Source organism: Prosthecobacter sp. (assembly GCF_046154365.1).
In the GTDB taxonomy this organism is placed as follows: domain Bacteria; phylum Verrucomicrobiota; class Verrucomicrobiia; order Verrucomicrobiales; family Verrucomicrobiaceae; genus Prosthecobacter.
In genome coordinates, this window is the sequence record NZ_JBJXFV010000183.1 from 1 (window position 1) to 20,069 (window position 20,069).

The 20,069-nt window shown below is 60.6% G+C and carries 18 protein-coding genes; 14 read left to right on the forward strand and 4 right to left on the reverse strand.

Annotated features, from left to right (window positions below; all coding sequences use genetic code 11):
• Positions 1 to 948, forward strand: a 948-nt coding sequence (locus tag ACKVY0_RS23610; protein ID WP_409217318.1) for a DUF3387 domain-containing protein, incomplete at its 5' end; no start/stop codon positions are given.
• Positions 949 to 1,163: 215 nt separating this feature from the next.
• On the opposite strand, the gene ACKVY0_RS23615 is transcribed toward ACKVY0_RS23610, so the two are convergent.
• Positions 1,164 to 2,774 (reverse strand): ABC-F family ATP-binding cassette domain-containing protein, encoded by a 1,611-nt coding sequence (locus ACKVY0_RS23615; RefSeq protein WP_409217319.1) that lies wholly within the window; start codon positions 2,772 to 2,774, stop codon positions 1,164 to 1,166.
• Positions 2,775 to 2,864: 90 nt separating this feature from the next.
• Between ACKVY0_RS23615 and ACKVY0_RS23620 the strand changes: the two genes are divergently transcribed.
• Positions 2,865 to 3,587, forward strand: a complete 723-nt coding sequence (locus tag ACKVY0_RS23620; protein WP_409217320.1) for a Uma2 family endonuclease — start codon at positions 2,865 to 2,867, stop codon at positions 3,585 to 3,587.
• Here ACKVY0_RS23620 and ACKVY0_RS23625 read toward each other — a convergent pair.
• Entirely contained in the window at positions 3,584 to 4,138 is a 555-nt protein-coding gene (locus ACKVY0_RS23625) for a transcription termination/antitermination protein NusG (RefSeq protein ID WP_409217321.1), read from the reverse strand. The genes ACKVY0_RS23620 and ACKVY0_RS23625 overlap by 4 nt on opposite strands.
• Positions 4,139 to 4,267: 129 nt before the next feature.
• Here ACKVY0_RS23625 and ACKVY0_RS23630 point away from each other — a divergent pair, with 129 nt between their 5' ends.
• Genes ACKVY0_RS23630 through fmt form a run of 4 tightly spaced genes read left to right on the forward strand, consistent with a single transcriptional unit; the run spans position 4,268 to position 7,337 of the window.
• The gene (locus ACKVY0_RS23630; RefSeq protein WP_409217322.1) at positions 4,268 to 4,858 is read left to right on the forward strand and encodes a hypothetical protein; all 591 of its coding nucleotides are present in this window, start codon (positions 4,268 to 4,270) and stop codon (positions 4,856 to 4,858) included.
• Positions 4,858 to 5,745 (forward strand): glycosyltransferase family 9 protein, encoded by an 888-nt coding sequence (locus ACKVY0_RS23635; protein WP_409217323.1) that lies wholly within the window; start codon positions 4,858 to 4,860, stop codon positions 5,743 to 5,745. Before ACKVY0_RS23630 ends, ACKVY0_RS23635 begins: the two co-directional genes overlap by 1 nt.
• A gap of 19 nt (positions 5,746 to 5,764) precedes the next feature.
• On the forward strand, positions 5,765 to 6,400 hold the full coding sequence (locus ACKVY0_RS23640; RefSeq protein WP_409217324.1) for an adenylate kinase family protein: 636 nt from the start codon (positions 5,765 to 5,767) through the stop codon (positions 6,398 to 6,400).
• Positions 6,401 to 6,407: 7 nt separating this feature from the next.
• On the forward strand, positions 6,408 to 7,337 hold the full coding sequence (gene fmt / locus ACKVY0_RS23645; RefSeq protein WP_409217325.1) for a methionyl-tRNA formyltransferase: 930 nt from the start codon (positions 6,408 to 6,410) through the stop codon (positions 7,335 to 7,337).
• A 140-nt stretch (positions 7,338 to 7,477) separates the two neighbouring features.
• On the opposite strand, the gene ACKVY0_RS23650 is transcribed toward fmt, so the two are convergent.
• On the reverse strand, positions 7,478 to 8,740 hold the full coding sequence (locus tag ACKVY0_RS23650) for an FG-GAP repeat domain-containing protein (protein ID WP_409217326.1): 1,263 nt from the start codon (positions 8,738 to 8,740) through the stop codon (positions 7,478 to 7,480).
• Positions 8,741 to 8,912: 172 nt separating this feature from the next.
• Here ACKVY0_RS23650 and ACKVY0_RS23655 point away from each other — a divergent pair, with 172 nt between their 5' ends.
• From ACKVY0_RS23655 to ACKVY0_RS23690, 8 genes are all read left to right on the forward strand, one after another.
• Positions 8,913 to 9,818, forward strand: coding sequence for a tetratricopeptide repeat protein (locus tag ACKVY0_RS23655; protein ID WP_409217327.1), 906 nt, complete (start codon positions 8,913 to 8,915; stop codon positions 9,816 to 9,818).
• Positions 9,819 to 9,906: 88 nt separating this feature from the next.
• The gene (locus tag ACKVY0_RS23660) at positions 9,907 to 13,224 is read left to right on the forward strand and encodes a PSD1 and planctomycete cytochrome C domain-containing protein (RefSeq protein WP_409217328.1); all 3,318 of its coding nucleotides are present in this window, start codon (positions 9,907 to 9,909) and stop codon (positions 13,222 to 13,224) included.
• A gap of 129 nt (positions 13,225 to 13,353) precedes the next feature.
• The gene (locus ACKVY0_RS23665) at positions 13,354 to 14,832 is read left to right on the forward strand and encodes an AAA family ATPase (RefSeq protein WP_409217329.1); all 1,479 of its coding nucleotides are present in this window, start codon (positions 13,354 to 13,356) and stop codon (positions 14,830 to 14,832) included.
• Between the two features lie 52 nt (positions 14,833 to 14,884).
• On the forward strand, positions 14,885 to 15,172 hold the full coding sequence (locus ACKVY0_RS23670; RefSeq protein ID WP_409217330.1) for an autotransporter-associated beta strand repeat-containing protein: 288 nt from the start codon (positions 14,885 to 14,887) through the stop codon (positions 15,170 to 15,172).
• Positions 15,169 to 15,816 carry a hypothetical protein gene (locus tag ACKVY0_RS23675; protein ID WP_409217331.1) on the forward strand — a complete coding sequence of 216 codons (648 nt, stop codon included), beginning with the start codon at positions 15,169 to 15,171 and terminating at the stop codon, positions 15,814 to 15,816. The genes ACKVY0_RS23670 and ACKVY0_RS23675 overlap by 4 nt, the downstream gene beginning before the upstream one ends.
• A complete protein-coding gene (locus ACKVY0_RS23680) occupies positions 15,813 to 16,583 on the forward strand; it encodes a sterol desaturase family protein (protein WP_409217332.1) in 771 nt (256 codons plus the stop codon). The genes ACKVY0_RS23675 and ACKVY0_RS23680 overlap by 4 nt, the downstream gene beginning before the upstream one ends.
• Before the next feature lie 189 nt (positions 16,584 to 16,772).
• A complete protein-coding gene (locus tag ACKVY0_RS23685) occupies positions 16,773 to 18,248 on the forward strand; it encodes a DUF1501 domain-containing protein (RefSeq protein WP_409217333.1) in 1,476 nt (491 codons plus the stop codon).
• Positions 18,249 to 18,410: 162 nt separating this feature from the next.
• Positions 18,411 to 19,259, forward strand: a complete 849-nt coding sequence (locus ACKVY0_RS23690; protein WP_409217334.1) for a YqjF family protein — start codon at positions 18,411 to 18,413, stop codon at positions 19,257 to 19,259.
• 215 nt (positions 19,260 to 19,474) lie between these two features.
• Here ACKVY0_RS23690 and ACKVY0_RS23695 read toward each other — a convergent pair whose 3' ends face one another.
• The gene (locus tag ACKVY0_RS23695; RefSeq protein ID WP_409217335.1) at positions 19,475 to 20,062 is read right to left on the reverse strand and encodes a hypothetical protein; all 588 of its coding nucleotides are present in this window, start codon (positions 20,060 to 20,062) and stop codon (positions 19,475 to 19,477) included.
• Positions 20,063 to 20,069: the final 7 nt, after the last annotated feature.

Below are 20,069 nucleotides of genomic sequence, written 5' to 3' on the forward strand. Positions count from 1 at the left end.
GTGATGCTGGAGAAACACGGCATCGCTTGCGACCTGATGCACGGCTTCAACTGGGACAAGTGGACCAGCGGCAAACCCACCGAGCGCCTCGCGCTCATCCCCGCCGGACAGGAGCACATCCTCGAACAGGAGGACGGCAAGAAGCGCTGGGTGCAGGTGGTGACGGAACTTTCCCGCGCCTTTGCCCTCTGCGCTGCGAGCGATGAAGCCACGGCGATCCGCGATGACGTGAGCTTCTTCCAAGCCCTGCAAGCCGCGCTGAACAAGCAAAGCAGCAGCAACCGCAAGACGCCCGAGCAGATCGACGCCGCTATCCGTCAGCTCGTGAGCAAGGCCATCACCACCGAAGGCCAAGTGATCGACGTCTTCACCGCCGCCGGATTGCCCAAGCCGGACATCAGCATCCTGAGCGACCAATTCCTCGCCGAAGTGCGCGGCCTCAAGCACAAGAACGTGGCCGCCGAGCTGCTGGAGAAGCTGCTCAAGGACGAACTCAAGGTGCGCTCCAAGCGCAACCTCGTGCAGAGCCAGGTCTTCTCCGAGAAACTCAAGAAGACCCTCAACGCCTACCACAACCGCGCCATCAGCACGATGCAGGTCATCGAAGAGCTGATCAAACTCGCCAAGGACCTCGACGCCGCCACCAAGCGCGGCGAAGACCTGGGCCTGACGGATGATGAGGTGGCCTTCTACGACGCCCTCGCCGCGAACGACAGTGCCGTGCAAGCCATGGGCGACGCGAAGCTCAAGGTGATCGCCGCCGAGCTGATCAGTCAGGTGAAGAAGAGCGTCACCATCGACTGGACCCTCCGCGAAAGCGCTCGTGCCAAGATCAAGGTCATGGTGAAGCGCATCCTCAACAAACACGGCTACCCGCCGGATTTGCAGGAAGAGGCCGTGAAGACGGTGCTCGCGCAGGCGGAGCTGCTGTGCGCGGAGTGGGTTTAAAGCAGAGGAGAGGAGTCTCCGCGCTCCCGTCTTGCCCCCACGGCTCGAGAAACGGTGTCAGGCTGCAACGGGCTGACAAACGGAGTTGTGAAGAACGCAAGCAGCCGAGGTGAGCCTTGAAAGCATGACCGCGTGGCCTGGGATCAACCGCAGTGGCAGGCAGGCGCGTTGGTGAGCTCGGCAGGGGCGGCCCAACCCTGCCGTTACCAGACTCTTCACGCCGCCACCACCGCCGCGCGCGCATTCTCCTCCGCGCCGGTTTTTTGCAAGTAGTAGTCGTAATCGCCTGAGTAGGTCGTGACCACGCCGTCACTGATGTGCAGCACCTTCGTCGCGAGGCTGCGGATGAAATGCACGTCATGGCTGATGAAGACCAGCGTGCCTTCGAACTTTTGCAGCGCCAGGATCAAGCCCTCGATGGCCCAGATGTCGAGATGCGTCGTCGGTTCGTCCATCAGCAGCAGGTTCGGCGGATCGACGAGGAATTTGACCAGATTCACGCGGCTTTTCTCGCCACCGCTCAGCACGCGGCACTTTTTATGCACGTCCTCACGCTTGAACAGGAATGAACCGAGAATGCTGCGCGCTTCATCCTCGCGAATTTCCGGCGCGACGCGTTTCAACTCCTCCAGCACGCTGCAATCGGGGTCCAGCGTGTCCGCGCGATGCTGCGAGAAGTAACCGAGCTTCACATTCGTGCCCAGCTTGCGCTCACCCTTCTGAAATGGCACTTCACCGGCCAAAATCTTGATCAACGTCGATTTACCCGAGCCATTCGGCCCCACCAGCACGGTGCGCTCACCGCGCTCGACTTCGAGGTCGAGGCCGCGATAGACCTGCTTCGTTTCATAGGCCTGATAGATGTCCGTCAGCGCGATCAGGCGCTGCCCGCTGCGCTGTGGCTGCGGGAAATTGAAGCGGAAGGGTTTCCGCAGCGGTCGCGGCTTGTCGAGCTTGTCCATCTTCGCGAGCTGCTTCTCGCGGCTCTGCGCCTGTGAGGCTTTCGATGCCACCGAGCGGAAGCGGTCGATGAACTCCTGAATCTGCTCAATTTCCTTCTGCTGGTTTTTGTAAGCTTGGTTCGCCCGCTCCCAGTTAGCCTCACGCTGTTCCAGATGCTCGCTGTAGTTGCCCTGGTAGGCAATGAACCGGCCTTCGTCGATCTCATAGACCTGCTGCACCAGCTCATCCATGAAGTCGCGGTCATGCGAGATCATGAGGATCGCGCCAGGGTAGTTCTTCAAATAATTGCGGAACCACATCAGCGAGAGCAGATCGAGATGATTCGTTGGCTCATCGAGCAGCAGCAGATCAGGCTCCATCACCAGCAGCCGCGTCATGTGCGCACGCATCACCCAGCCACCGCTGAACTCACGCGCAGGCCGTGCAAAGTCCTCCTCCTTGTAGCCCAGGCCCTTGAGAATGCGTTTCGCCTTCGCCTCAGCCTGCGGGTTCTCCAGCGCATCATGCTTGGCATGTGCCTCAAAATATTCCGGGCTCGACACATCGCCAGCGGCTTCAAACTCGCGCAGAATCTTCTCCAGCGCCTCAATCTCGCCCGCCTTGCCCGTGGCGACCTCCAACACCGTCTCCTCACCGACGGGTTCGCTCTCCTGCGGCAGGTAGCCGACCGTCGTCCACTCATCACGGATGATCTCACCGGCATCCGGCGTGTCCGTTTTGAGGATCAGCGAGAACAGCGTCGATTTGCCCGCCCCGTTCGGCCCCACCAGCGCCACACGCTCGCCATAGTTGATGGTCATCGACGCAGCGCTGAACAGCGTGCGCGCATTGAAGGTCTTGGTGACGTCGCGAATGGTAAGCATGATTTTGGGACGCAGCACTTACGCTGCAATGCCCGTGATGCAATGCCGATGCCGCATTGACGTGATAGCCGAGAAGGTTATTCTTGCCCCATGATCATCCAGGCACCCACCCAACCGTTTGAGACAGACCGGGCGGGAACGTTGATTTATCCCGTGGACAATGGCGAACCCTTGAGCAACGACACCGAACATCTCAAATGGATCACCTTCCTCAAGAACGGTCTTGAGGACTGGTTTGGTGACCGCACGGATGTCTTCGTGGCCGCCGATCTGCTCTGGTACCCCATCGAAGGCCGGCCAGACATCTGCAAAGCACCTGATGTCATGGTCGTGCTCGATCACCCTGCTGGCGAACGCTTGAGCTACAAGCAGTGGGAAGAGCAGCACCGCATGCCAGACGTGGTCTTCGAGTTCATCTCCAAAAGCAACACGGCGGACGAGATGATGGATAAGCTCGACTTTTACTCAGACATGGGCTGTCGGGAGTTTTTTATCTATGACTATCGGCGGGGCAAATTTTCCTCCTTCCTCCGCAACGGTGGTGTCGGCCTGCATAAAACGCCCCCTGCGGCTGACGGCAGTTGGCACAGCAAGCTGCTCGACTTGACCTTCGGCCTCGACCCCGCAGGTCGTCTCTGGATTCGCCGCCCGGACGGCAAACTCATGGAAACCCAGCGCCAGATCTCCGTGCGCGCAGACGCAGAAGCCAAACGTGCGGATACCGAAACCAAACGTGCGGATACCGCAGCCAGACGTGCGGAACTACTCGCCGCCAAGCTCCGTGAACTGGGTATCAATCCCGACTTGCTTTAGCGGCCCTTCCCCGCCATCACCGCACGCGGTTGGTGCTCCGTGAGGATTTTTGACAGCGGCACCTCCACCGCATTTTCCCGGCCCAGGAACTCCAGCAGGATGCGCACACGCTCCACACCGGTGAGCATCGCATTCACAATGCCCTTCATGCCGCGCATCGGCCCCTCAGTCAGTTCCACGATGTCACCGACCTTCACACCCACTTCCACCTCGCAAATTTCCACGTCCTTCATCTCCGCTTTCAGCAGCGCAATCGCCTTGTCCGGCACCGAGGTGAGATTGCCGCCAAAATCGACCACGCGGATCACGCTCTGCGAGTAGTTCACCGCCCGCATGGACTCGGCGGGGATGAAGTGGGCGAAAAAGTAGCTCGGGAACAGCGCCTCAATGAACCACACCTTCCCTCGCCGCGTGTTCTTTTGAAACCGGATGCGTGGGCAGTAGGTCTCCACGCCTTCGAGTCCAGCCATCAGCGATGCCGCAATGTGCTCACACTTCGGACGGGTGTGGACGACATACCATGCCGGGGTGTTTTCTTTTTTTTCTTTCATGGGGGGAGGCGGCTTCAAACTGTCTCTGCGCACCGCTTGGGCAACCTCAATCCTCCCGCAGGAACATCGCGTTTGCGCATTTGGGCGGTCTGCGCCACCTGTGCGCCCGTTTTCCCCCGCTCGACGCGCATGTTTGCCGATCTCTACGACTATCTCTACCACCAGGCTCCCACCGGCGGCATTCCGCTCAAAGGAACTGGCATCGTCGTGGCGCTGGCGCTGATCGTGACCCACGGCTGGGCGCTGAAAAACACCGCGAAGACCCAGGCCTTCCTCAAAGCCTTTCCCCGCACCTACCAATGGGGCGTGATCCTGCTCACGATTGATTTCATCTGGAGTGCCTTCGCGCTCGCCAACATGGACATGGGCGAGTTCTTCCACATGCGCCGCATCTTCATCATGATCGTCGCCGGCGGATTCGTCGCCGTGCTGATCTATGTGAAGGAGTTTCTCGCCGTGCGGGCATTGGGTTCACTCATGCTACTCGTCGCCGGCCCGGTGTTGACCGCCGCCTTCCTGCAACCGCAGACCAGCCGTCTGCTGCTGCCCATTCTGGCCTATGTCTGGATCATCGTCGGCATGTACTTCATCGGCATGCCTTTCCTCATGCGTGACTGGATCAACTGGCTCCTTGCCAAACCGCAGCGCTGGAATCTGGCGGTGTATTCCGGCATCGCCTACGGCGTGGTGTTGCTCGTCACCGCAATCCTGTTCTACTGATGCAGTCCCGCGTCCTCGTCATTCGTGGCGGTGCGATTGGCGACTTCATCCTCACGCTGCCAGCGATACGGCTGCTGCGCGAAACCATCGCTGGCTGCCACCTTGAGATCATCGGTTACCCCGCCATCGCCGAACTCGCCCGCAGCGCTGGCCTCGCCGATTCCGTGCGCAGTCTCGAACATCGCACCATGGCCCCGCTGTTCGCCAAAACCGCGCCCATCGACGAAGCGCTCGCAGAACATCTGCGCAGCTTCAATCTCGTCGTCAGCTTCCTCTACGACCCCGATGGCCACTTCCGCGCCAGCCTGGAGCGTGTCGGCGTCACAACGCTCATCGAATGTGCATCGCGGGTGCAAAACGACGGCGAACATGCCTCGAAACAACTCGCGAAGGGCCTGGGGAAGCTCGCCATGTTCTTGGAAGACGATCTGCTTCAAAAACCGCTCTATCCTTCGAAAGTTGAGCGATCCGGAAAAATCGTCATTCATCCCGGCAGCGGCTCGGTGAAGAAAAACTGGCCCTTGGAGCACTGGCTTCGCCTCGCCGATGAACTTCCCGACCATGAGATCGTTTTCATCACCGGCGAAGCCGAAGAAGCCCGTGGCGTGAAGATCACGCAGCATACGAACTGGCATTCGCTGCCACTCTCCGAACTCGCGACCCGCCTCACCACCTGCACCGCCTTTCTCGGTCACGACAGCGGCATCTCCCATCTCGCTGCGGCCTGCGGCGTGCCGTCGCTCCTGCTCTTTGGTCCCACTGATCCGGCGGTCTGGGCGCCGCCGCAGCCCTGGGTGCAGGTTTTGCGTGAAGACAGCCATGATTTGTCCGCGCTGTCTTACGAGCGGGTGAAATTGGCCGTCGCGCAAGTTGTGTCAAAACCGTAGCGTGTTAGCATCCCCGCTCATGTCCGACGATAAAACGCCCGCAAAATTTCGCACCTTCCTCATTCTTGGCGCTCCAGGCAGTGGCAAAGGCACGCAGGGCAAGGTGCTTGGTTCCATTCCACGTTTCCATCATCTCGCCTGCGGCGATGTGTTTCGCTCCCTCGACACCCGCACGTCCCTCGGACAGAAGTTCGTCGAGTTCTCCAGCCGCGGCGAACTCGTGCCTGATGATCTGACGGTGCAGCTCTGGCGCGCGAACATCAAACAGCGCGTCGATTCGCATCAGTTCAAGCCGGAGATCGACTTCCTGGTGCTCGACGGCATCCCGCGCAACGTCGAGCAGGCCAAATACATGGAAGCAGACATCGAGGTGCTCAAAGTTTTTCATCTCTCCTGTCCTGACCGCACGGAACTCGCCCGCCGCCTGCGCAAACGCGCCCTCAAGGACAACCGCTTCGATGATGCGAACGAAAGCGTCATACAAAACCGCTTCGCCACCTACGAGGCCGAAACCAAGCCAATCCTCGATCACTACATCGGCGACCGCATCGTCGATATCGACGCCAGCCAGTCGCCCGCCAAAGTGCTCTACGACATCATCGGCAGCATCATGACGTTGGAAGCTTGGCGCGAGCAGGAAAAGCTGCGGATCTAGAGCGGCCATGCGCGTCCTTTTCATCGGCACCGGCGACATCGGCCTTCCCTCGCTGGAATGGCTGCTTAACACGACGAAACACGAGGTCGTCGGCGTTGTCACGCAGCCGGACAAGCCCGTGGGCCGCAAACAAGTGCTCACCCCACCGCAGATCAAGGTGCGTGCGCTCGCCGCTGGCATTCAGGTCATCCAGCCACCGAAAATCCGCCACGCCGTCGAGGAACTCGGCACGTTCAATGCCGATGTCGCCGTCGTCGTCGCCTACGGACAGATTTTGTCACGTGCTGTGCTCGACGTGCCTAAATTCGGCTGCCTGAACATCCACGCCTCGCTGCTGCCACGTCATCGCGGTGCCGCACCGATCCAGGCCGCGATTCGCGATGGCGACTCAGAAACCGGCGTCACCATCATGTTCATGGATGAAGGTCTCGACACCGGTGACATCCTGCTCATGCAGCGCCTGCCCATCGCCGCTGACGACACCGGCGGCAGCGTGCATGACAAACTCGCGCAACAGGCCCCCGCCGCGCTCGAAACCGCGCTCGATCTCCTCACCGCTGGCCACCCGCTACGTGAAATACAGGACACCGCGAAAGCCACGCACGTCCGCAAACTCACGCGCCAGGACGGACGCATCGACTGGACGCGTCCCGCCATCGAACTCCACCGCCTCATCCGTGCCTTCACGCCATGGCCTGGTACATCATGCATGCTCAAGGACGTGCAGATGAAGATTCATCGCGCTCAAATCATCGCCAACGCCGACGCCTGCCCAACACCTGGCACCATTGTCAGTGCCAATGCCGACGGCATCGTCGTCAGTTGCGGCAACGGCCTACTTTGTCTCACCGAAGTCCAAATCGAAGGCGGCAGACGTTTGTCTGCCGCCGACTTCCTGCGCGGCCACCCGCTTCAGGCGGGCGATGTGTTGCTGTAGGTTGGGTGTGTGCTGCGCCAGAAACCTGCGCCAGCATCTTGGAGAACTTCGCAGCACCGCCCGACGGTTTGGGAGCGCATCGTGTTGGCGTGGACGCAAAGAGGCGGGCGGGCTGTCGCCACACCCACCCTACGAACGCTTTACTCCTGCAAAAACACAAACACGCCCTTCTTGTTGCCGACGATCACGTCGGTCTTGCCGTCCTTGTTCACATCACCAGCCGATACTTGTGTGCCGACGCCGCTGTCCGCGTCGATTTGATGCGGGATTAGGTCCGCGCCGCCTTTGCCGTCACGTTTGGTCTGGAACCAGTACAGAACCGCAGGAGCAGCGGGTTCGGCGTCCTTGTTCGGGCCGTGGGCCCAGTAACGCTTGCCGGTGATGAGATCGAGCACGCCATCGCCATCGACATCCGCCATCGTGGTGGCGTGGGTTTGCGTGAACTTCACGCCGTGCGGGCTGTCTTCCGGCTTCTCGCCGAGAATCTGATGCGTGGCGAAGCTGCCGTCGGCCTGCTGCTCATACCACGCGAAGCCGTAACCATGCGCGTCCCAGCTCGTGAGCACGTCGTTGCGACCGTCACCATTCACATCATAGACCTGCATCTGCGAACCACCGCGCGCCCCTTCGGGTGCAAAGGGCACCGGATGAAACACCCATTCTTCCGAAGCCGTGCCCGGCTGCTCGCGCCAGCCGTCCTTGTCGAGGATGTCGGGGCGCTTGTCGCCGTTGATGTCGCCGAAGCCGTAACCGTGCGTGTAGCGGAAGTAGCGCTTGATGTCCGGCTTGGCGATGGCGTGGTAAGTCCCACGCTGCGTGGGATTCGCCCAGTCGAGCGAGGCATAACCCAGACGACCGCCGGTGTGGCAGATCAGTTCCGGTTTGCCGTCGCCGTCCATGTCGCCGAGCTGCGGTGACTCATTGTCCGTCACGTCGAAAATGATGTGGCGCTTCCATGCTTCGGTGCCGCGCTTGCCGGGGTTTTCATACCAGGCCGTGATGTCGCCCGGCCAGGAGAACACCAGGATGTCCATCTTGCCGTCGGCGTTGAAATCGTGCGTGTAGCTAAGGAAGTAATCCGAGTAACCAAGCGGATCGACCGCCTTGCCTTTGAACTCAGGCGCGGACTCGATGAACTTGGCGTGATTCGGCACATACGCCTCGTCAGTCAGCGGCTTGTTGCGTTCCGCCTTCGGCGCACTGTAGGCCGAGCGCTCCTTGAATTCCGGCCCCCACCACACAAACGGCCCGGCGCAGATGTCGTTCTGCCCGTCCTGGTCGAAATCGGCGAAGTGCGCGCCCTCGCACCAGAATTCATTCGAGAGCGTGAGTTTCTTGAACTTCAAATCAGCGGCGCAAAGCGGTAGCGCGAGCAGCAGGGTTGGAATGAGCAGTTTGGTCATGGTGGTTGGCAGGGAACAGGGTGAAGCGTGATGATCTTGCACAGATCAGTCAAGCCGTGCGGCCGTTTGAGCGTCCTAGCGTCGTAATCTCTCGGAGATTTTTCCATGCTAGGATAGCCATCGTTATGCAAGATGACACTCTCAATCTCACTGCTATCTGTGCCCCATAATAATGAAACATCTTCTCTTTCTATATCTAGGTGTCGTGTCGAGTTTCGCCTCCGACACAAGACCGCTCAAGGAACGTGTGAACGAATTCTGTCAGAAGCATCGGAGTATCGCAGAAATCGAGAAGCGCCACGCAGAGTGGATCAAGCAGGAGCCCGACAACCCGGATGCCTACATCCTCCCTGCCAATGCCCTGGCGAAGGCCGCAGAGACCGTCAACATCGTCGCTGGGGATCAAAAAGACGCGATTGCGGTGCTCACCGATCCCAAGACGGGCAAGCAGGTCGGTTCCATCGCTGAGGGACCAGATCCGGCCATCATTAAGCGTGCAGAGGATATCCTCAAGGCGGCGACAAAGAAGTTTCCGCAGCGTCTCGACATCCACGTTGGCCGCATGGCCATGTCACAGCGCATAAAAGACACCGAAGCCGTCACAACCGCAGCTCTCGATCTTCTCGCCACAGCAGCGAAGGATCCGCAAACCTTGCGCTGGATCGACAACGAACAAATCGACGGAGTTCCGCTCAAAAAAGCTCTTGAGGAGGTCGAAGCCCGTATTCGCTGGCTTTACAGCTTTGAGAAAGATGAGACGGATAAATTCGCTCAAGACTGCGCGTTGAAGGCGCTCGAACTTGCGCCCGGCAATGTTGAATTGTTGAACTTTGCTGCTATTCGCCATCTCTATCGCGGCGAATGGAAGGAGGGTCGTGAGTATCTGTTGCGTGCCGAAATAGCTGCGCCACGTGATTGGATCGTACAGCACAACATCGCACGTGCCTCCGCCGAACTCGGCGACAAGGCGGATGCGCTCAAGCGGCTCCAAGCCGTCATCAAGGCCGTTCCTGGCACCGACGATGCCAAAGCTGCTGAGGCTTCGATCAAGTCTCTCGGCTTGGACGTTCCCAAGTAATCGCTGATCCCCGCCTGCAAGGTGCACGTTCGCTGCGCGTTTGGTTTTTGGAGTTCGGCACTAGAGTGCAGTGCTCCAAAACCCCCAGATGACCCCACGTTTCCAGTTTCCCTATCTTGTTTTGGGCGGCCTTGCCGTCGCTTGCTCGTTCGCCTCGGCGGTGGATTCGTTTCCGCCGGAGCAGATCGAGTTCTTTGAGAAGAACATCCGCCCGGTGCTCGCGGAGCGCTGCTACGAGTGCCATGGCGCGCACAAGCATCAAAACGGTCTGCGCCTCGACTCGCGTGCCGCCGTCGTGCGCGGCAGCGATTATGGCAAAGTCATCGAACCCGGCAATCCGAGCACGAGCAAGCTGATCAAGGCCATCAATCACGTCTCTGGCGTCGAAGCGATGCCGAAGAAGGGCGACAAACTCCCTGCGCCGCAAATCGCCGCGCTCGAAAAATGGATCAGCCTCGGCCTGCCATGGCCGGCGGAGAAAGAGGTGACCGATCACGCGGCGGCGAAGGCCGATCCCATGCAGCATTGGGCTTACAAGCCGGTGCCGGGATCAAGTGCTCAGTTCTCAGTGCTTAGTGCTCAGTATCCGAGTGCGAACCCGATTGATGCGTTTGTTCACGCCAAGCTTAAAGCCGTCGGCCTCGACTTCGCGGCTCCCGCTGATGCACCGACTCTCATCCGCCGTCTCCACCTCACCCTCACCGGTCTGCCGCCCACGCATGCAGAACTGCGCACTGAGCACTCAGCACTGAGCACTTCTAACCCCGCTGCCCTCAAATCTCTCATCTCCTCCTTGCTCTCGAAACCGGGCTACGGCGAGCGCTGGGCACGCGTGTGGCTCGATGTCGTGCGCTATGCGGACACGAACGGCTACCAGGTTGCGGGCCGCAGCAATTTCTACCCTTACGCCTACACCTATCGCGACTGGATCGTGAAGGCCTTCAATGATGACATGCCGTATGACCAGTTCGTGAGCTACCAGCTCGCGGCGGATCGTCTCACGGCTGCCACGCCGAATTCGCCGCACCTCGCTGCGCTCGGCTTCTACAATGTCGGCGAGCGCTTCATCAATGACCGCCTGCTCATCACCGATGACCGCATTGATGTCGTCAGCCGCGGACTGCTCGGCATCACTATCGGCTGCGCGCGCTGCCACGATCACAAATTCGATCCCATCCCGAGCCGCGACTACTACGCGATGTACAGCATCCTTAACAGCAGCGAGGAGCCGGAGGAGACCGAGCTGCCTGTCATCGGCAAAACGGCGAACGAAAATGACGCGAAGGATTACGAGGCGAAGGTTGACGTGATCAATCAGAAGGAACTCGACTACAAGAAGCAGGTCTATGACGAGTGCCGCAAGCCGGAGCGCCTCGCTGAATATCTCGTCTTCGCTCAAGATGCGTCTGGAATCACCGACAGGACTGTTTTCAACGGCAAGGCAGGCCAGGCAAAGCTGCGCGACAAGGTGGCGGCCAAATGGCGTGACTTTTTGCAGCGTTACGCACTCAATGCGAAGCCGCATGCCACCATGATCGCATGGAAACGCTTCGCCGCGCTGCCTGCGGGTGAATTTGCCGCCAAGGCGCCCGCCATCACGCAGGAACTCGCGAAGCCTGACAGCGGTTGCTCGCCCGAGATCGCCGCCAGCTTTGCCAAAGCGCCGCCAAAGTCGATGAAGGATGTCGCCACGACCTACGCGCAGATCATGCTCGACAGCAAAGTGGAGCCGGTGCGCCAACTCATGCAGGACAAGCTCTCGCCGATGTCCGTGCCGGTCGAGGGCGCAGACGCCTTCTTCACGCGCAAGGATCTCGAAACCGTGGTGCGCATCAAAAACGAGCGCAACAAGCTCGACGCCACGCATCCCGGCGCACCGCCGCGTGCCATGGTCATGCTCGACAAGTCGAAGCCGCAGGACGGCCGCATCTTCGTGCGCGGCAATCCTGCGCGTCAGGGCGATCCCGCGCCGCGTGCGTGGCTCACGATGTTCGGCGGCGAAAAATTCACCGATGGCAGCGGGCGTCTCGAACTTGCCAAACACATCGCCAGCAAGGACAACCCGCTCACCGCCCGCGTCATCGTGAACCGCGTGTGGATGCAGCACTTCGGCAGGCCGCTCGTTTCACAGCCCAGCGACTTCGGTGTGCAGACACCGAGACCCGTGCAGGCTGAATTGCTCGACTATCTCGCCGCCAGCTTCATGGAAAACGGCTGGAGCTTGAAGAAGCTGCACACGCTCATCCTCACCAGCCGCACGTATCAGCAAAGCAGCCACGCCACGCCGGGAAAACTCACCCAGGACGCCGAGAACGACCTGCTGAGCCGTTTCAGCCGCCAGCGCCTCGATTACGAAACGATGCGCGACGCACTGCTCGCCGCCACCGGTGAACTCAACGCCCAAACCTCCGGCGGACGCGCCGTCGAGCTAAACGCGAAGGACGCCGACACGCGCCGCACGCTTTATCTCAAAGTGGACCGCTACGACCAGGCCAGCGTGCCCGCGATGTTCGACTTCGCCAATCCCGACAGCCACAGCCCGCAGCGTTTCAACACTACCGTGCCGCAGCAAGCGCTTTTCCTGATGAACAGCCCCTTCATGCGCGCCCGTGCCGATGCTGTTGCCAAAGCAACGCCGCTGAACGGCACCACGCTCGATTCTGAAGCCATTCGCGCGATGTATCATCGCATCCTTGCACGCGATCCGCGTCCTGATGAAGTCGAACTCGCCAATCGCTTCGCGGCGGATGCCGAAGCGCTCAATGGTGAAAAACCCTTCCGCTGGAGCTACGGCTCGATGCAGCTCTCCCGCACACCCGATGGCAAACCTGCCTTCGCCGAGTTCCAGCCCTTTGCGCATCTCACCGAGCGCGGTGGTGGCGGGCAGAAGCTCTGGAGCCCGAGTGAGAAAATCCCCAGCGCCGATCCGAAATGGGGCCACGCCTTCTGGGCCAACTACGGCGGCCACGCCGCACCCAAAGACCTCGCAGTCACCGCTCGCTGGCATGTGCCGGCCGATATGAAGGTCACCATCGACGCCGTGTTGAGCCGCGACAGCGACCGTGGCGACGGCGTCCGCGCCTGGATTCACCACAGCCGCACCGGCATCGTCTCTGAATACTTCTGCACGCCGCAAAACAAAAAAGTGCCCACGCATATCTCCACCGACGTGAAACGCGGCGACATCGTGAGCTTCATCGTTCACAACGAAGGCGGCACCGACAGCGACAGCTTCGACTGGCAGCCGCAAATCACCCGCGCTGACAACGGCGAAGTCCTCACCCATGCCAAGAATGACTTCTGCGGCTCCGATCGCTGGCCCTTTGGCCGCCAAAAGCCCCAGCAGCCGCTCAGCCAGCTCGCGCAGGTGCTCATGATCAGCAACGAGTTCATGTTTGTGGATTGAGCCCCCACGCATGAGTTGTGGCGAGTTTGATTTGAATTCAATCTCGCCATAACTCGGCAAATTTGAAGTTGTGGCGAGTTTGAACTTGCCATCAAACTCGCCACAACTTACTTCTGGGCCACCTCTGCCATGCCCGCCAAGAAGAACCGCACCAGCACCAAGCCCGGCCTTGCGCTGGTCGGGCGTGATTATGAGAAGGCGGTGCTCGACCGGCTGTACTGCTCCGGGAAGCCCGAGTTTGTGGCCCTGCATGGGCGGCGGCGGATTGGCAAGACCTACCTCATCCGCCGCCACTTTGAGGGGCGCATCACCTTTGAGCTTGTGGGCAACAGCAGGGCCACGCTTGGCGAGCAGCTCCAAAACTTCGCCGCCGCGCTCAGCGCGGCGGCAGGCATCCGCGCCGCCGTGCCACGCACCTGGCAGGAGGCGTTCAGTGATTTGACCGCCTACCTCGAGCGCCTGCCCGCCGGGAAGAAGCGCGTGCTGTTCTTCGACGAGTTCCCTTGGCTGGCCTCGCCCAGATCACGCTTTTTGCCCGCATTTGAGCATTTTTGGAACGCCTGGGCCTCCAAGCGGCCGGAGCTCATGCTCATCATCACCGGCTCCGCCGCCGCGTGGATGCTGCGCCACGTCGTGGGTGATCGTGGCGGCCTGCACGCCCGCGTCACCCGGCAGTTGCAACTCATGCCATTCAATCTCCATGACACCGCCGCCTTCCTCGAATCACGCGGCGTGCGCTGGAAGCAGGGGCAGATCGTGGAGCTGTACATGGCCGTGGGCGGCGTGCCGTATTATCTTGAGCAGGTGCGCGGCAGCCTTTCCGCCGCGCAAAACATCGACCAGCTCTGCTTTGATCCCAAAGGTGCGCTGTATGAGGAATTCCAGCGGCTTTATGCTTCCCTCTTCGAGGGCTATCAGGAATACCTCCGCATCATCGCCGCGCTCGCCGCCGTCGATGAGGGCCTCAGCCGTGATGAGCTGCTGGCCCGGACCGGCCTCAGCTCTGGTGGTGGCATGAGCCAGATGCTGGAGGAGCTGGAAGCCGGCGGCTTCATCGCCTCCACCGCGCCCTTTCGCAAAGCCAGCCGTGACCGCATTTACCGCCTCGTCGATGAGTTCTCCCTCTTTCACCACGCGTGGATGAAACCGCGCTCCAAGGCCGCCGCCGGGCGCGACCACTGGCTCCAACTGCGCGGCACCCCGCGCTGGCGGAACTGGAGCGGCCACGCTTTTGAAATGCTCTGTCTCAAGCACGGGCAGCAGCTCCGCCGTGCCCTCGGCATCTCCGGCATGCAGACCACCCTCACCGCCTGGCGGCACCGGCCACGCGGCAAAACAGACGGTGGCGCCCAGATCGACCTGCTCATCGACCGCGCGGACAATATCATCAACCTCTGCGAGATGAAGTTCACCGACACGCCCTTCCTCATCGACAAGGCTTATGCCGCGACGCTGAACCTGAAGCGCGACATCTTCCAGCGCCACACCCGCACCCGGAAGACCCTCTTCCTCACCATGGTGACCAGCAGCGGCCTCGTCCGCAACGAGCTGAGCGACCAGCTCATCCACAGCAGCATTGAGCTGAGCGCGCTCTTTGCGCCGGATTGAGCCGCGCAAAAAATCTCGACGCCGGGTCACTCCTCCCGGTATCCTCCTGCGCATGAAATCGCTGCTCCGCTTCATCGCCGTCCTGTCCTCGCTCGGACTGTTCATCGGTTGCGTCTGGTTCACGCACCAGCAGGCCAAACCGGTCATCATGCCAGGCTCCAAGAGCATCAGCCATCTTATCTCCCCTGCCGAAAGCCAGAAAGCATCGCAAACCGTCATGCCCGGCTCCAAAAGCGGCACGCTGATCATGCCCGGCAGCAAATCCTACACCGGCGGCACCACGATCAGCTCCGGCGCTTTGCAGACCGGCAAACCGTTGCTGCCGCCCGTGAAGCCATGAACCTGCCGCCCAAAATCGCTCGAGTCACCGTGGTGTTGTTCTCACTGACACTGCTGGTGGCTTATGTCTGGCATTCGCAGGTCACGCCGAACACACCGCCGCCGGATCCGCTCGGCCTCAACACTGCAGAATTGGAACTACAGCCGGAGGTCGCCGAGTTCGAGGGCTTCATCAATCACGGCAGTCCAGCGCCGTCGGGTGAACGACCAGCGAGCGACCTCCGCATCATCAGTTCCAAGGTCATCAATCAGCCGGTTTTCTCGGTGAGAAAAACAACGGTTGTCCAGCCTTCAGAAGCCGTTGGCGTGCCTTACATGTATGTTCGCCCGATAATGGCGGGCAGCAAAAGTGGCCCGGTCCATTTCTTCGGACTCGGCGCTTGGCGACGACTGGGATTTTTCGGGTATGAAATTGCGCTGAATCCATATTCGGATGTTAAACCGAAGGTTTCGCAGCCGACACCTTATTCAAGCTGGCAGGCAAAGTTCGAATCCGACAGCAGGAACCGCTTTTCCACTGCCGATCCTTTTCCATCTTCGGCTTCGTTTGCTCCTGGTGATTCGCTTGCGCCGGCTGATCCTTTCTCACCGTCCTCCCCACCATCAAACGGAGATCCATTTGCGAAATCACCTGGCTTGCCATGACCCTCCCCGCCGTCATCCTCTCCTCCGGCCTGAGCATCCTGTTCCTCGTGATGTTGTTCCGCCCTTTGGAAAAGCTGTTTCCCGCTCGTGAAGGCCAGAAGTTCCTGCGTCCGGCCTTCTGGACGGATCTGTGCTTTTTGCTCGGCCAGTACCTACTCTGGAGCGGTCTGGTGTTCTGGGCGCTGAATCATTTTCGTGGCTGGCTCGATGGCATCGTGCCCGCAAATTTCCGCGCGAGCGTCGCCGCGCAGTCGTGGTGGTTGCAGGCCATTGAAATGATCGTGCTCAGCGACTTCATCATCTACTGGGCGCATCGGTTGCAGCACAAAGTGCCCTTCTTGTGGCGCTTTCATTCCATCCATCACAGCGCCGAGCATCTCGACTGGCTGGCGGCGCATCGCGAGCATCCCATCGACACGATTTACACCGTCGGCCTCATCAACCTTCCCGCGTTCATCCTTGGCTTTCCATTGGAGACGCTGGCGGGCTTTCTCGCCTTCCGTGGGTTGTGGGCCATCTTCATCCACTCGAACGTGCGCCTGCCCATCGGCCCGCTGCGCATGCTCATCGGTGCGCCGGAGCTGCATCACTGGCATCATGACAAAGCCCGCGATGCCGGCAACTACGCCAACATCTCGCCGCTCATGGACATCCTCTTCGGCACCTACCGCTGTCCCGATCACGAGCCGGAGTCCTTCGGCATCCATGAACCCATTTCCAAGCACTACCTCGGTCAGCTCTGGCATCCGTTTCGGCGGCGGAGGTGAAGTAGCGGAACTCGTGAGAGTTTCGTCGGCGCGCACGAGAATCACCATTGCCGGAATGCTGACGCATTCCGCTACAGGGGATGGACTTTCCTGCCCGCCGGGGACGATCTGGCCCGAAACGGCAAGATCAGCCCTGCCTGATCGTACATGCCGCTGAAATTGACCCCAAACACTCACCCCTAGCACCCCATGTTCCGCATCCCTGGCGTTCCCGGCAAAGACCTCTGTGACAAAAATCTCGGCTTCTCGCGTCGCGACATTTTGCGCGTCGGCGGCGGCTCGATGATGGGCCTCACGCTCAACAACATCCTGCGTGCGCAGACCGCCAGTGCCGCCACGGCACCTGCGGGTGCAGGCCGTGCCGGCTGGGGCAAGGCGAAGCATGTGCTCATGATTTACCTCCAAGGCGGCCCCAGCCACCTCGATCTCTGGGATCCGAAGGAGAACGTGCCCGACAATGTGCGCAGTGCGTTCAAGACGATCCCGACCAAGGTTCCTGGCAAGCACTTCACCGAGATCCTGCCCAAACTCGCGCAGGTGAACGACAAGTTCACCATGATCAATTCGATGAGCTACACGCCGAATGGCCTCTTCAACCACACGGCGGCCATCTACCAGATCATGACCGGCTACACGACGGACAAAGTCAGTCCATCCGGCCAGCTCGAGCCGCCAAACGCGAAGGACTTCCCAAACTTCGGCAGCAACATCGTGCGTCTCAAGCCGCTCAAGGAGCCCATGCTGCCGTTCGTGCAGTTGCCACGTCCCTTGCAGGAATCCAACGTCGTCGGCAAAGGCGGCGGCGCCGGCTTCCTCGGCAAGGCCTACGAGCCTTACACGCTCTTCCCCGATGGCGATGACCTCGACATGGGCAAGATGGACCGCATCAAGATCGACGACCTCCAGCTTCGTCCCGACCTCTTCAGCGTGCGCCTGGAGCGCCGTGCGAAGCTGCGTGATGCCATCAACGACCAGATGCCCACCATCGAAGCCGCCGTGAAGGACATGAGCCTCGACAGCTACTACAGCCAGGCCTTGAACCTCATCTCCAGCGGCCGTGCGCGCGATGCGTTCGCGCTGGATCGAGAACCCATGTCGATGCGCGACCGCTATGGCCGCAACACCTTCGGTCAAAGCTGCCTGCTCGCCCGCCGCCTGCTCGAAGCCGGCACCCGCGTCGTCGAAGTCATCTGGCCCAAGGTCGCCAACTCCGACAACCACTCCTGGGACCACCACGTCGGCCTCACCACGCGCATGAAGACCCAGAGCGGTCCCATGCTCGACCAGGGCCTCAGCGCGCTGTTTTCCGATCTCGACGCCAGCGGCCTGCTCGACGAGACCATGATCGTCGTCCTCGGTGAATTCGGCCGCAGCCCCGAAAAAGGTGTGTCCACCAGCGGCAACGGCAACAGCGCCGACGGCCGCGATCACTGGCCATACTGCTACACCGCCGTCGTCGGTGGTGCCGGCATCAAGCGCGGCTACATCCACGGCAAATCCGACGCCACCGGCTCCGCCCCGGCTGAAGACGCCGTGCATCCCACCGAGCTCCTCGCCACCATGTACCACGCCGTCGGCATCGATCCCGAGACGATTGTCTATAATCATCTCAATCAGCCGCGTGAACTCGTGAAGGCCAAGCCGGTGACGAAGCTGTTTGCCTGAGAGTAGTCCCGGGCTTTAGCCCGTCCAACGCACCACAAGATCCAAGAACGCTTCTCGCGGCCATTTCGCCCTCACGCGGATGGCCGCGAATCGTTTGAGCGACGGGTGCAGCGGGTACTCCTGCCTGCTCTTCAGGTTGAGCATGTGCTATCATGCTCTCGCATGCCAACCACACCCACGCTCGAATCACGCCTCGCTGTCCGCGAGCGTCCATCGCGTGCGCATGTGATGCATCAGCGCTGGGAGCAGTTGCTGTTCCTCCACTGGCGCTGGGATGCAGCTGAAATCCAGCGCACGCTGCCGCCCGGATTGTTCGTGGACATGTTTCAAGGCGAAGCCTGGCTCGCCATCGTGCCGTTCCTCATGCGCGGCATCCGTCCGCGCTTCTGCCCGCCGGTGCCCGGCATCAGCAACTTCCTCGAACTCAACGTGCGCACCTACGTCCACGATGAACAAGGCCGCCCCGGCGTGTGGTTTTACTCGCTGGACTGCAATCAACCGCTCGCTGTCTGGACCGCGCGCACGTTCTTCCATCTGCCGTATCAGCATGCGCATATGCAAGCCCGCGAGAGCGTCCTGAAGTGCGCCGGTCCTCCGGCGCTTTCGAATGTCCACCGGCCTGCGAAAAGCTCCAGAGGGCTGGAGCACTCCAAAACGCTGCCGCGCGACTTGAATGCCCATATGGACTCGTGGATCGACTACACCTGCCACCGGCGCAGCGAACCGAGCGCAGCGCGCTTCCGTTATCGCCTCCAGCCTCAAACTCATCTCGCCGAGCCAGGCTCGCTCGAATTTTTCCTCGCCGAGCGCTACCTGCTGTTCTCGCAATCACCGAAAGGCATCCGCTGCGGCCAGGTGCATCACACGCCCTATCCGCTGGCGAATGCAAACCTTGAAGCTCATGATGTGAAGCCTCTTCTCCAGGCCGGGTTCGCTCACCCCAATCGTCCGCCGGATCACATCATCGGCTCGCCGGGCATTGATGTGCGTGTGTACGCTCTCACTGCATGAAACTCAGGCTTGCTCTCTTCGTTCTCGTGGTGCCGGTCCAGTGTCTGGCAGACTTGCGCTCAACCAACGACCCTCCGCCACCGCCAACTGCCGTGGATGCGCGCAACGCATTCACAACACTCATCATTCAGTGGCTGCTCCTTATCATCGCGTTGGTGGCACTTGCCTGGATCATCTGGTGGGGAGTGCGCCTGCGTCGAAGGCAATAAGCTCGCTCAGCGCATGAACACCGTGATGCCTTCCTCAACGAGCGGCTTCACCGCACGCAACTTTTTGTCGCCGGAAGAGAGTTGCTTGTCGCCTTGCAGGTAGTCCGGGATCTCCTCGCTGCTTGGATTGAAGCGCACGCTCACCTTACCAGCCAGTTTGCCGCCTTCAAAGTTCGCGTAGCCGCCGTAGTCCCAGCTAAACCCGGCGATCTTGAACGGCTTGCCGTTGATCTTCTCCACTTCCTCGACGGTCATCCCGCTCTTGAGGCCATTCTCGAACTTCCACGCCGTGCCGATGACACGGATGTCGAACACGAGCTTGGTTTTCTCCTTTTCAGGATCCCAGACGATTTCCAATTCTCGCTCCGTGCCCTCAAACAGCTTCGCGCCGGGGAACGTGGACCCTTCGGGGCCGGGCAGATCCATGTTTTTGAGGTTTTTCTTCCCGTAAGCACGCTCGATGTCCACCGAGGTCATGCCGGGCTTGATCAAGCCCACGCGCTTGCCGAGCACGATGGTGTTGTCGGCAGGATCAAACTCATCGGCATGGAGGAAGGCGGTGAACAGCAGCAGGCAGGTGATGAATCGGCTCATGCGGCGA